This window comes from Kitasatospora sp. NPDC001540 (assembly GCF_042894345.1).
In the GTDB taxonomy this organism is placed as follows: domain Bacteria; phylum Actinomycetota; class Actinomycetes; order Streptomycetales; family Streptomycetaceae; genus Kitasatospora; species Kitasatospora phosalacinea_C.
This window is the reverse complement of the sequence record NZ_JBIAVO010000012.1, coordinates 111,504-123,662: the sequence shown is the minus strand read 5'-3', so window position 1 is coordinate 123,662 and position 12,159 is coordinate 111,504. Positions and strand designations below refer to the sequence as shown.

Genomic DNA, 12,159 nt, shown 5'->3' with positions numbered 1-12,159 from the left:
CGCAGCGAAGATCCTGCCGTGGCACGCTCGTAGAGACACATTCCGCGACCACGAACAAGGACAAACACGTGGACCTGTTCGAGTACCAGGCGAGGGACCTCTTCGCCAAGCACGGTGTACCCGTGCTTGACGGCGATGTCATCGAGACCGCCGCAGACGCTGCCGCCATCGCGGAGCGCTTCGGCGGCCGAGCCGTCGTCAAGGCTCAGGTGAAGGTGGGTGGCCGAGGCAAGGCCGGTGGCGTGAAGCTCGCGTCCGACCCGCAGGACGCCGTGGCCAAGGCCGAGGCGATCCTCGGCATGGACATCAAGGGCCACACCGTCCACAAGGTCATGCTGGCCCAGACCGCGGACATCAAGGAGGAGTACTACGTCTCCTTCCTGCTCGACCGCACCAACCGCACCTTCCTGGCGATGGCCAGCGTCGAGGGCGGCGTGGAGATCGAGGTCGTGGCCGAGGAGAACCCGGACGCGCTGGCCAAGATCCCGGTCGACGCCAACGAGGGCGTGACCCCGGAGAAGGCCGCCGAGATCGTCGCCGCCGCGAAGTTCCCGGCCGAGATCGCCGACCAGGTCGCCGAGGTCCTGCAGAAGCTCTGGGTCGTCTTCGTCAAGGAGGACGCCCTCCTGGTCGAGGTCAACCCGCTGATCAAGTCCGGCGACGGCAAGATCATCGCCCTGGACGGCAAGGTCTCCCTGGACGAGAACGCCGAGTTCCGCCAGCCCGAGCACGAGGCGCTCGAGGACAAGGCCGCCGCCAACCCGCTCGAGGCGGCGGCGAAGGCCAAGGGCCTGAACTACGTCAAGCTCGACGGCCAGGTCGGCATCATCGGCAACGGCGCGGGCCTCGTCATGAGCACCCTGGACGTCGTCGCGTACGCCGGTGAGAAGCACGGCGGCGTGAAGCCGGCCAACTTCCTCGACATCGGCGGCGGCGCGTCCGCCGAGGTGATGGCGAACGGCCTGGAGATCATCCTGGGCGACGCCGACGTCAAGTCGGTCTTCGTCAACGTCTTCGGCGGCATCACCGCCTGCGACGCGGTCGCCAACGGCATCGTGCAGGCCCTGGCGCTCCTGGAGAGCAAGGGCGAGGCCGTCACCAAGCCGCTGGTCGTCCGCCTGGACGGCAACAACGCGGAGCTCGGCCGCCAGATCCTGACCGACGCCAACCACCCGCTGGTGCAGCAGGTGGACACCATGGACGGCGCCGCTGACCGCGCCGCCGAGCTGGCCAACAAGTAAGGAAGGGACTCGAACAATGGCTATCTTCCTTACCAAGGACAGCAAGGTCATCGTCCAGGGCATGACCGGCTCCGAGGGCATGAAGCACACCCGCCGCATGCTCGCCTCCGGCACCCAGATCGTCGGCGGCGTGAACCCGCGCAAGGCCGGCACCACCGTGGACGTGGACGGCACCGAGGTGCCCGTGTTCGGCACCGTGGTCGAGGCGATCGAGAAGACCGGTGCCGACGTCACCGTCATCTTCGTCCCGCCGGCGTTCACCAAGTCCGCCGTGATCGAGGCGATCGACGCCGAGATCGGCCTCGCCGTGGTCATCACCGAGGGCGTGCCGGTGCACGACACCGCCGCGTTCTGGGCCCACGCCGGCGCCAAGGGCAACAAGACCCGCATCATCGGCCCGAACTGCCCCGGCCTGATCAGCCCCGGACAGTCCAACGCGGGCATCATCCCGGCCAACATCACCGGTCCGGGCAAGATCGGTCTGGTGTCGAAGTCCGGCACCCTGACCTACCAGCTCATGTACGAGCTCCGTGACCTCGGCTTCTCCTCCGCGGTGGGCATCGGTGGCGACCCCGTCATCGGCACCACCCACATCGACGCCCTCAAGGCGTTCCAGGAGGACCCGGAGACCGAGCTCATCGTCATGATCGGCGAGATCGGCGGCGACGCCGAGGAGCGGGCCGCGGCCTACATCGCCGAGCACGTCACCAAGCCGGTCGTCGGCTACGTCGCGGGCTTCACCGCGCCCGAGGGCAAGACCATGGGCCACGCCGGCGCCATCGTCTCCGGCTCCTCCGGCACCGCCCAGGCGAAGAAGGAGGCCCTGGAGGCCGCCGGCGTCAAGGTCGGCAAGACGCCGTCCGAGACCGCCCGCCTGGCCCGCGAGCTGATCGCCGCCGCGCAGTAGGCAAGCAGGCGAGCAGTAGCGCGCAGCTACGCCGCAGGCGCCGCGCACCGTTTCGACGGTGGGCGGCGCCTGCGGCGTTTCCCGGGGCCTCCCGGGCCGCTCGACGGTCAGAGCGGGTCGCAGCGCTCCACGGCCGGGCCGCACGCGGCGGCCGCCCCGGGCGGCAGCGGGTGGTGTTCCTCCGACCGCGGGCGGTGCTCCGGCGGCGGGGCGAACAGCGGACGGCGGGCCGTGAACGGGTCGGCGGGCGGTACGGCCGCCCGGCCCGGCGGGGGCGGCAGCTGCCCCGGCAGGCTCACCAGCCGGGCCGGGACGCCCGGTGTCGGACCGCACCACGGCGTCTGCAGGCCCGGCGCGCCGTACGGGGCCGCCGGACCGGCGCTGCCCGTGCCGACCCCGGTGCAGGCCGTCCCGCGCGAGGGCTCCGGACGCACCAGCTCCGACGGGCCCACCCCCAGCAGGGTCGCCACGATCGCCCCGCCCACCACGACCGTCAGCGCCACCGCCCCACCCGTCACCAGGCCCGTGTGCAGCCTGCTGTCCGCCACCAGCCGCGCCGTGGACGGCAACCTCGGCCCCGGGCAGCCGTGCACCGCCGCCCGGTGCAACAGCTCCGCCAGCCGCTCCGCGAACTCCGGGTCCTCCGGGTCCGCGCCGACCAGCGCCGGAACCTCCCGGGCCAGCGCGGCCCGCGCCGAACGCACCCGGCCCTCGGCCGCCGCCGTGCTCGACTCCACCTCCACCGCGACCCGCTCCACCGGCAGGCCCAGCGTGTCGTGCAGCACCAGCGCCCGCCGCTGCGGCCGCGACAGCCGCAGCAGCGCCTTCACCAGCGCCCGGTCGCGGTGCGTCAGCTTCTGCGGCGGCTCGGGCGGCTCCGGCGCGCCCGCTTCGTCCACCGCGATCCGCCGCCGCGGCCACCGCAGCAGGTGCGCCCGCCGCGGGCCGCCCCGGTGCCACGGCGACAGCGCCAGGTCGAACGCCTCCCCGCGCACCCGCCCCTCCGGGTCCGGGTCGGCCGCGACCTCCGCCCACCGGCGGGCCGCCGAACCCAGCGCCAGGTGCACGCAGTGCACGGCCCGGTGGCGGTGGCCGGTCAGCAGGAAGGTCTGCTGGACCAGCCGGGTGTGCACCAGGGCGGCGAACTCGGCGAAGGAGCCCGGGGCGGGATCGGGCCGGACGGGGGCGGAGACGGGGGCTCTGCCGGGGGTGACGGGTTCGACCGGGTGGACCGGGGGGAGCGGGGGGCCCACGAACTCGGTGGGGGCGGTCGACGCGGGGGGTGCTTCCGGGGTGAGCGCGGCGACCAGGGCGACGGCCTCCTCGCGGGTGCGGACGCCGAGCTTGCGGACCGCCCGGTTGAGGTGGCCGCGGGCGGTGCCGGGGGCGACGCCCAGGTGCCGGGCCATGGCGCGCAGGTCGTCGCCCGCGGCCAGCCGGGCCAGGGCCTGGGCCTCGCGGGGGGCGAGGCGGCGCAGCAGGAGTTCGGCGTCCTCGCGGGCCCGGGGCGAGGTTCCGGCGGTCGTTCCGGTGGTCCGCTCCGGTTCGGCGGTCGAGGGCGAGGTCACCGATCTCCTCCGTGGCAGGTCCGTCCCGGAAAAAGGCACATGTACTGATAATCCGGGACACGGCGAAGGTGCGCGCGTTGACACCCCTCAACGGGTGGCCTTGGCAGCATGAAGGCCATGACGCAGCTGATGGGCCGTCCGATCCTGGGACTGCCGAGCGACTTGGACAGCCGCTCCACCCTCTCCGACCTGCTCACCGGCGTCCGCACCGCGCTGCTCACCCTGTCCCTGATCGCCGTCCCGGTGTTCGGCCTGTGGGTGCTCGCCCCGTACGGGGACGACACGGCGCAGGACGCGGCCCGGGCCGTCTTCGCGTGCTGGCTGCTCGGCCACGGCGCCCCCCTGGCCCGCGGCCCCGGCGCCGCCCCCGTGACCGTCGCGCCGCTGCTGCTCACCGCCGTCACCGCCGTGCTGCTCTCCCGCGCCGGACACCGCCAGGCCCGGCGCGCCCGGGGGCGCGGACGGGTGCGTTGGCGCTCCCCGCTCACGGTGTACGCCGGGTACCTGCTGGTCGCGGCCTTCGCCGTCGCCCAGTGCGCCGACCCGCAGGCCCTGCTGCGCTCCCGGGCCGTCCCCGACCTCGTCGCCGTCGCCCTGCTGGCCGCCGCCGCGCTCGGCCACGGCCTGTGGACCGGACTCGGCCGACCCGCCGCCCTGCCCCGACTGCCGCTGCCGCCCGCCCTCTGGCCCGACGGCGCCCCGGCCGCCCTCGGCCGGGCCCTGGCCGGCTGGCTGCTCGCCCTGACCGCCGGGGGCGGCGCGGTGCTCGCCGCCGCCGTGCTGCTCGGCTCCGCCGGACAGGACGCGCAACGGCTCGGCGGCGGCGCCGCGGGCTGGCTCGGCATGCTGCTGACCTGCCTGACGTTGGTGCCCAACGCGCTGATCTGGGCCGCGAGTTACGCACTCGGAGCGGGCTTCGAGGTCGGCACCGCACAGCACGCCGGACCGCTCGGCACCCGGCTCGGCCCCGCCCCGGACTTCCCGCTGCTCGCCCTGCTCCCCGCCGACCGCGGCCCCGACTGGCACCTGCTCGCCTGCGCGGCGGCCGCCGCCGCGGCCCTCACCGCCGCCCTGCTCATCGGCCGCGCCGCCACCCGCTGGACGCCCGCCCAGACCGCCGTCACCGCCGCCGCCACCGCCCTCGCCGCCGTCCCGCCCGCCCTGCTCACCGCCCACCTCGCGGGCGGCGCGCTCGGCTCCGGCCGGATGTCCCGACTGGGCCCCGTCCCCTGGCAGTTCGCCCTCGCGCAGGCCGCCTGGCTGCTCGCCCTCGCCCTGCCCGGGGCGCTGCTGTGGCGCTGGTGGCTCGGCCGCCACGGCGACGGCGCGGGGCCGGTGCTCCGAGCCCGGATGGGGGCGTACCGGCTGGTGTGCCGACTGGCCGCGTAGCGGGAGGTACACGTCAGCGAGGTCGCGAGGTGGGCGGCGAGTTGACGTCACCTCGCGACCTTGCGGTGGGTGCCTGGTTGCTCGCGCGGTTCCCCGCGCCCCTGTTTTTGTTCACGCGTCCTTGCGGTGGAGGGTGCGCAGGCCCGCGAGGGCGGCGGCCAGGGTCCAGGCGGCCATCAGGAGGAGGCCGGTGGTGTGGCCGTACGGGGTGCCGGGGGTGTCGGCGAGGCGGAGGGCGTACTGGCCGGCGCGGTCGGGGAGGAAGCGGGCGGCCTCGCGGAGGACGGGGACGGCGGTCAGGGCGGTGGTGCCGAGGAAGACGGCGGGGGAGAGCAGGCCCAGGGCGGCGGTCTGGTTGCGCAGGACGGTGGTGAGCGCCAGGCACAGGACGAGCAGCAGCGGGTGGTAGAGCACGCCCGCGACGAGGGCCCGTACGGTGCCGGGGGCGGACAGGTCCAGGCCCACCGTGACGGCGGTCGCGGCGAGTTGGCCGCCGACGGTGGCGAGGCCGACGGCCAGGCCCAGGCCGGTGCCGAGCAGCAGCTTGGCGCGGTAGAACCGCAGCCGGTCCGGGACGGCGGCGAGCGAGGTGGTGAGCGTGCCGGAGGCGTACTCCTGGCCGACCAGCAGGATGCCCAGGCAGACGACCGCGACCTGGCCGAAGTTCAGCCCGTAGTACAGGCCCTCCATCGGGTCGCCGGTCAGCGAGGTGTCGCGGCGGCCGTACGCGGCCTGGACGGCGGCGGTGATGCCCGCGCTGAGCGCCACCGCGAGGAACGGGGTCGTCCACAGCGGGCGCAGCGTGGTGAACTTCGCCCACTCGGCGCGCAGCGGGTGCGTCCGGCGCACCTGCGGCATCGGGGTGCTCATGCCGCCACCGCCCGGTACTCGACGGCGTCCGCGGTCATCCGCATGAAGGCCTCCTCCAGGGAGTCGTGGGTCACCGACAGTTCGACGAGCACCACACGGTGCTCGGCGGCCAGCGCGCCCAGTCGGGCCGGGTCGGCGTCCGGGACGTCGAAGGCGCCGTCGGCGCGGGGCACCGCGTCGGGGTGGGCGGTGGCGAGCAGGGCGGCCAGGGCGGCCAGGGCGGCCGGGTCGACGGCGCGGACCCGGACCCGGCGGCGGCCGTGGTGGGCCAGGAAGTCGACGGTGGAGGTGTCGGCGAGCAGGCGGCCCCGGCCGATCACCACCAGGTGGTCGGCGGTGAGCGCCATCTCCGCCATCAGGTGCGAGGAGACCAGCACCGCCCGTCCCTCGTCCGCGAGGCGGCGCAGCAGGCTCCGGATCCACCGGATGCCCTCCGCGTCCAGACCGTTCACCGGCTCGTCCAGCAGCAGCGCGGCCGGGTCGCCGAGCAGGGCCGCCGCGATGCCCAGGCGCTGGCGCATGCCGAGCGAGAACGTGCGGATCCGGCGGTCGGCGACCTCGGCGAGGCCGACCAGGGCGAGCACCTCCGCGGTGCGGCGGGCGGGCAGGCCGTGCGAGGCGGCGATCCAGCGCAGGTGTCCGGCCGCGGTGCGGCCGGGGTGCACGGCCTGGGCGTCCAGCAGCGCGCCGACCCGCTCCAGCGGGCGGCCGAGGGCGGCGTACGGCCGCCCGTCCACCAGCGCCGTCCCGGACGTCGGCCGGTCCAGCCCCAGCACCGCCCGCAGCGTCGTCGACTTGCCCGCCCCGTTCGGCCCCAGGAAGCCGGTCACCCGACCGGCTTCGACCCGGAACGACAGGCCGTCCACGGCCCGCCGCCCGCCGTACGCCTTGGTCAGGTCGCGGATCTCGATCACGGGAACTCCCTTCCTCCGGTTGCCTGTTCCGAGTCAACCGCCGGGGCCGGGGCCGCCGGATCCCGCCCGCGGGTGGTCCGGCTCCCTCCCGGGAGGGAGGAGGGCGCGGGGGCGGACCGGGCAGGATGGACGGATGCCCGCACTCCTCGCCCCGCTGCTGCGCCCCGTGACGTACACCCGCTGGGTGCACCTGATGATCGGGCTGGTGTTCGCCGGGGTGGTGCTGCTGGTGTACCCGGGGACGGAGGGGGTGTCGACCGGGCGGGCGGTGCTGTGGGCGGTGGCGCTGGACGTGCCGCTGCTGGGCCTGGCGGCGCTGGTGCCGGGGGTGCGGCGCGGGGAGGGCGTACAGGCGCGGCTGCTGCTGGCGCCCGCGCGGGAGGAGGAGATCGGGGTCGCGCCGTCGGCGGGCTGGGCGGACCGGGGGCGGACGGCGTGCTGGCTGGTGGCCCGGGTCGCGCTGGGGGTGGCGCTCGGCGCGGCGACGGTGCTCGCCGTCCGGACGGTAGCGGGCGTCCCGCTGCTCGCGCCGCCGGTGGCGTTCGCCCTGCTGTGGCTGGTGGTGTACGCCGGACGGCTGCAACTCGCGCTGGCTGTACGGTTGTTGGGGCCGTCGGGAGCGGAGCGGCTGGCGGCCGCCGAGGCCCGGGCCGAGCGGCTGCTGGAGCGCAACCGGCTGGCCCGGGAGCTGCACGACTCGATCGGGCACGCGCTGACGGTGACGGTGGTGCAGGCGGGCGCGGCCCGCGAGGTGGCCGATCCGGCGTTCCGGGAACGGGCGTTGGAGGCGATCGAGACCACCGGGCGGCGGGCCCTGGACGACCTGGAGCGGATGCTGGTGCTGCTGCGCGAGAGCCCGGACGCGGCCGCCGCCGAGCAGCCCGGACTGGACCGCGCCGCCGAACTGTTCGCCGCCGCGACGGCGGCCGGCAGCCCCGTCGACGCCCGACTCGACGTCCGCGCCGCCGAGTTGCCCGGCGTGCTGTCCCGCGAGGCGTACCGCATCCTCCAGGAGGGCGTCACCAACGCGCTGCGGCACGCCCCCGGCGCGCCGATCCTGGTCCGCGGCGCGGTGGACGGCGGGGTGCTGGAACTGTCCTGCCGCAACGCCCGTACCGGAAAGGGGAGTTCGCGCAAGGGCGGCGGCAAGGGACTGCGCGGGGTGCGGGAGCGGGCGGTGCTGCTCGGCGGCGAGTGCGAGGCGGGGGAGACGGGTGCGGACGGGGACGGCGGGGCGGACTGGCTGCTGCGGGTGCGGCTGCCGCTACGGTTGGGCCGGTGAGCGTGGTCAAGGTGCTGCTGGTCGACGACGAGGAACTGATCCGCTTCGGCCTGCGCGCCGTCCTGGACGCCCAGCCGGACCTGGAAGTGGTCGGCGAGGCCTCCGACGGCGCCGAGGCGCTCGGCCTGGTCCGCTCGCTGCGCCCCGACGTGGTGCTGATGGACGTCCGGATGCCCGGCCTGGACGGCCTCGCCGCGACCCGGGCCATCCTGCGCGACGCCGGCCGCAGCACCGACCGCGGCACCGGCCGCGGCATCGACCGGGCGCCGAAGATCCTGGTGGTCACCACCTTCGAGGCCGACGACTACGTGTACGAGGCGCTGCGCGCGGGCGCCGACGGCTTCCTGCTCAAGCGCTCCCGCCCGGCGGAGGTCGTCCAGGCCGTCCGGCTGGTCGCGGCGGGCGGGTCGCTGCTGTTCCCGGCCGCGATCCGCCGCCTCGCCGCCGCCCGGGCCGGGCACGCCGCGGACGGCGGCGCGGTGGCCCGGGCGGGCCTGACCGGCCGGGAGGGGGAGGTGCTGCGGCTGATGGCCCGCGGCCTGTCCAACGCGGAGATCGGCGCCCGACTGCACCTGGGCGTGCAGACCGTGAAGACGCACGTCAGCGCGGTGCTCGGCAAGCTCGGCGCCCGCGACCGCACCCAGGCGGTGATCGCCGCCTACGAGTCCGGCTTCGTCACCCCCGCCCCCGAGGGGGCCGCGGACCGGGACTGACCGGCCGGAGCGGGGCTCCGCCGCGGGTCACTCGTCGGAGCCGTCGTAGAGGTTGTCGCTGAGCCAGGAGGGGGCGTCGTACTCCTTGGCGCAGGTGTGCACGGCTTCCTGGGTGATCGAGTTGTTCCGGCAGTCGAGGTAGTCGCGGTAGACGAACTGCACGGTGAAGACGCTCAGCGAGACGACCAGGGCGAGGCCGCCGGTCAGGAGGGCGCTGAGGGCGGCCGGGACCTGGGGGCGGACGGGGCGGGGGGAGAAGGGGTCGGCCGCGGGTTCGGCGGGGGTGCGCAGGACGGTGACGGCGTACCAGATGGCGAGCAGGGCCAGCGGGAAGGCCAGCCAGTACTGGTGGAACAGCGTGGCGAGCAGGGCGGCGAAGCCGGAGAGCAGGGCGTTGCGGGTGGCGCGCTGCGTCGGGTCGGCGGGGTCGAGCTTGGGCGGGGCGGGCTGCTGCCGGCCGGGGTCGGGGCGCTGGCCCCACGGCGGGGGCTGGGGGAGGTCCTCGTCGGGGCGGCCGTCCGGCTGCTGTCCGGTCGGCTGCTGCCCGTCCGTCTGCTGTCCGGTCGCGGGGGGCCGGGGGGTGCGGGGCCGCCACGGCTGGTCGGGCGCGCCGGGCGGAGGGGGCGCGAAGGGGTTGCGCTCGCCGCTGTCCTCGCCGCTGCTCATGGTCTCGGCCGTTTCTGCTCGTCGGGTGGTCCGCCCCGTCGGTGGGGGAGTGGGCGGTCCGGTCAATGATCCCCCAGTCGGTTTCCGGCCGTACGGCACCCTGCCGGGTTGGTGCCGGGCCGCGACGTTTTCCGCCGGGAGATCCCCGTCTCAACTACGCGCGTAGCGTGGCCGGGCGGTTACGGGTGGCCTCCCACCAGCCGTTATCGTGGTGACCGTCGGCAGCTCCCACCGGTTCCTCGGGCACCCGCAGCGCCGCGGCCCCCGGCGATCCACCGCCCGCTCCCGACCTGCCGCCGCCCGTAGTGGCCCCACCGAGGGTGGACGTACCAGCGGGCGACAACCCGACGTACGGAGAATCGCGCCGTGGCTGCCGCTGACGCCCAAGTGTTCCCGCCCCGTACCCCCGGACCGGCCCGGCTGGTGGTGCTGGTCTCCGGCTCCGGCACCAACCTGCAGGCGCTGATCGACGCCGCCGCCGACCCCGCCTACGGCGCGGAGATCGTCGCGGTGGGCGCCGACCGGGACGGCATCGCGGGCATCGAGCGGGCGCGGCGGGCCGGGATCCCGGTCTTCGTCGAGCGGGTCAAGGACCACGCCGACCGGGCCGCCTGGGACGCCGCGCTGACCGCCGCCGTCGCCGCGCACGAACCCGACCTGGTGGTCACCGCCGGGTTCATGAAGATCCTCGGCCCCGCGTTCGTCGCCGCCTTCGCGGGGCGCACCGTCAACACCCACCCCGCCCTGCTGCCCGCCTTCCCGGGGGCGCACGGCGTGCCGGACGCGCTGGCGTACGGGGTGAAGGTCACCGGCTGCACCGTGCACCTGGTGGACGCCGGGGTCGACACCGGGCCGATCATCGCCCAGGGCGTGGTGGAGGTCGTGGACGCCGACCACGCCGACGGCGGCGAGGCGCTGCACGAGCGCATCAAGACTGTCGAGCGCAAGCTGCTCGTCGAGGTCGTGGGCCGGCTGGCCCGCGAAGGACACCGCATCGAGGACCGAAAGGTATGGATTCCGGCATGAGCGCCGCTTCCTCCGGCAACACCCCCGTCTCCGAGAACGTGCGCCCGATCCGGCGCGCGCTGATCAGCGTCTACGACAAGACCGGGCTGGAGGAGCTGGCCCAGGGGCTGCACGCCGCCGGGGTCGCCATCGTCTCCACCGGTTCCACCGCCGGGAAGATCGCCGCCGCGGGCGTCCCGGTCACCGAGGTCTCCGAGCTGACCGGCTTCCCCGAGTGCCTGGACGGCCGGGTCAAGACCCTGCACCCGCGCGTGCACGCCGGTGTGCTGGCCGACCTGCGCCTGGAGTCGCACCGCGCGCAGCTCGCCGAGCTGGGCGTCGAGCCCTTCGACCTGGTCGTGGTGAACCTGTACCCGTTCACCGCCACCGTCGCCTCCGGCGCCACCCCGGACGAGTGCGTCGAGCAGATCGACATCGGCGGCCCGTCCATGGTCCGCGCCGCCGCGAAGAACCACCCCTCGGTGGCCGTCGTGGTCGACCCGGCCCGCTACGCGGACGTGCTGACCGCCGTGCGGGGCGGCGGCTTCGACCTGCTGACCCGCAAGCGCCTGGCCGCCGCCGCGTTCGCGCACACCGCCGCGTACGACGTCGCCGTGGCGAGCTGGTTCGAGGAGTCGGGCTACACCGGGTCCGAGGCCGCGTTCCCGTCCTTCCTCGGCAGCACCTGGGAGCTCGGCAACGTCCTGCGCTACGGCGAGAACCCGCACCAGCAGGCCGCCCTCTACACCGACGGCACCGGCGGCCTGGCGGGCGCCGAGCAGCTGCAGGGCAAGGAGATGTCCTACAACAACTACGTGGACACCGACGCGGCCCGCCGCGCCGCGTACGACCACGAGGGCCCGGCCGTCGCCATCATCAAGCACGCCAACCCGTGCGGCATCGGCACCGGCGCGGACGTCGCCGAGGCGCACCGCAAGGCCCACGCCTGCGACCCGGTCTCCGCGTACGGCGGCGTGATCGCCGTCAACCGCCCGGTGAGCGTCGAGCTGGCCGAGCAGATCGCCCCGATCTTCACCGAGGTCGTCGTCGCCCCCGACTACGAGGACGGCGCCCTGGAGGTGCTGGCCAAGAAGAAGAACCTCCGGGTGCTGCGCGCCCCCGGGGCGCCCGCCGACGCGCTGGAGTCCCGCCGGATCTCCGGCGGCCTGCTGCTCCAGCAGGTCGACCGGGTCGACGCGGCCGGTGACGACCCGTCCACCTGGACGCTGGCCACCGGCGAGGCGCTGTCCGCCGAGGAGCTCGCCGAGCTGTCCTTCGCCTGGCGGGCCTGCCGGGCCGTCAAGTCCAACGCGATCCTGCTCGCCAAGGACGGCGCCTCGGTCGGCGTCGGCATGGGCCAGGTCAACCGGGTCGACTCCTGCAAGCTCGCCGTCGAGCGGGCCGGGGAGCGCGCCCGGGGCTCCTACGCCGCCTCCGACGCGTTCTTCCCGTTCGCCGACGGCCTGGAGATCCTGCTCGCCGCGGGCGTCAAGGCCGTGGTGCAGCCCGGCGGTTCGATCCGCGACGAGGAGGTGGTCGCGGCGGCCGAGAAGGCGGGCGTGACCATGTACCTCACCGGCACCCGGCACTTCTTCCACTGACCG

11 protein-coding genes are annotated in these 12,159 nt (G+C 75.3%); 7 read left to right on the top strand and 4 right to left on the bottom strand.

Features of this window, described 5'->3' with window-relative positions:
- Positions 1–68 precede the first annotated feature (68 nt).
- Together sucC and sucD are read left to right on the top strand one after the other, a co-directional pair.
- Positions 69–1,241, top strand: a complete 1,173-nt coding sequence (gene sucC / locus ACFY00_RS17055) for an ADP-forming succinate--CoA ligase subunit beta (RefSeq protein WP_388032200.1) — start codon at positions 69–71, stop codon at positions 1,239–1,241.
- A 16-nt stretch (positions 1,242–1,257) separates the two neighbouring features.
- Positions 1,258–2,148, top strand: a complete 891-nt coding sequence (sucD, locus tag ACFY00_RS17050; RefSeq protein WP_388032197.1) for a succinate--CoA ligase subunit alpha — start codon at positions 1,258–1,260, stop codon at positions 2,146–2,148.
- A 107-nt stretch (positions 2,149–2,255) separates the two neighbouring features.
- On the opposite strand, the gene ACFY00_RS17045 is transcribed toward sucD, so the two are convergent.
- The gene (locus ACFY00_RS17045; protein WP_388032194.1) at positions 2,256–3,716 is read right to left on the bottom strand and encodes a LuxR C-terminal-related transcriptional regulator; all 1,461 of its coding nucleotides are present in this window, start codon (positions 3,714–3,716) and stop codon (positions 2,256–2,258) included.
- A 117-nt stretch (positions 3,717–3,833) separates the two neighbouring features.
- Between ACFY00_RS17045 and ACFY00_RS17040 the strand changes: the two genes are divergently transcribed.
- On the top strand, positions 3,834–5,105 hold the full coding sequence (locus ACFY00_RS17040; RefSeq protein ID WP_388032191.1) for a DUF6350 family protein: 1,272 nt from the start codon (positions 3,834–3,836) through the stop codon (positions 5,103–5,105).
- 111 nt (positions 5,106–5,216) lie between these two features.
- On the opposite strand, the gene ACFY00_RS17035 is transcribed toward ACFY00_RS17040, so the two are convergent.
- Both ACFY00_RS17035 and ACFY00_RS17030 read right to left on the bottom strand, forming a co-directional pair.
- A complete protein-coding gene (locus ACFY00_RS17035; protein ID WP_388032188.1) occupies positions 5,217–5,975 on the bottom strand; it encodes a hypothetical protein in 759 nt (252 codons plus the stop codon).
- A complete protein-coding gene (locus tag ACFY00_RS17030; RefSeq protein ID WP_388032185.1) occupies positions 5,972–6,889 on the bottom strand; it encodes an ABC transporter ATP-binding protein in 918 nt (305 codons plus the stop codon). Before ACFY00_RS17030 ends, ACFY00_RS17035 begins: the two co-directional genes overlap by 4 nt.
- A gap of 133 nt (positions 6,890–7,022) precedes the next feature.
- Between ACFY00_RS17030 and ACFY00_RS17025 the strand changes: the two genes are divergently transcribed.
- Together ACFY00_RS17025 and ACFY00_RS17020 are read left to right on the top strand one after the other, a co-directional pair.
- Positions 7,023–8,171, top strand: coding sequence for a sensor histidine kinase (locus ACFY00_RS17025; RefSeq protein ID WP_388032182.1), 1,149 nt, complete (start codon positions 7,023–7,025; stop codon positions 8,169–8,171).
- Entirely contained in the window at positions 8,168–8,884 is a 717-nt protein-coding gene (locus tag ACFY00_RS17020; RefSeq protein ID WP_388032180.1) for a response regulator, read from the top strand. Before ACFY00_RS17025 ends, ACFY00_RS17020 begins: the two co-directional genes overlap by 4 nt.
- Before the next feature lie 27 nt (positions 8,885–8,911).
- Here ACFY00_RS17020 and ACFY00_RS17015 read toward each other — a convergent pair whose 3' ends face one another.
- On the bottom strand, positions 8,912–9,550 hold the full coding sequence (locus tag ACFY00_RS17015; protein ID WP_388032177.1) for a hypothetical protein: 639 nt from the start codon (positions 9,548–9,550) through the stop codon (positions 8,912–8,914).
- Positions 9,551–9,916: 366 nt separating this feature from the next.
- On the opposite strand from ACFY00_RS17015, the gene purN reads away from it, so the two are divergent.
- A complete protein-coding gene (purN, locus tag ACFY00_RS17010; RefSeq protein ID WP_388032175.1) occupies positions 9,917–10,576 on the top strand; it encodes a phosphoribosylglycinamide formyltransferase in 660 nt (219 codons plus the stop codon).
- Complete coding sequence (gene purH, locus ACFY00_RS17005; protein WP_388032172.1) at positions 10,573–12,156, top strand: bifunctional phosphoribosylaminoimidazolecarboxamide formyltransferase/IMP cyclohydrolase; 1,584 nt, start codon at positions 10,573–10,575, stop codon at positions 12,154–12,156. Before purN ends, purH begins: the two co-directional genes overlap by 4 nt.
- Positions 12,157–12,159: the final 3 nt, after the last annotated feature.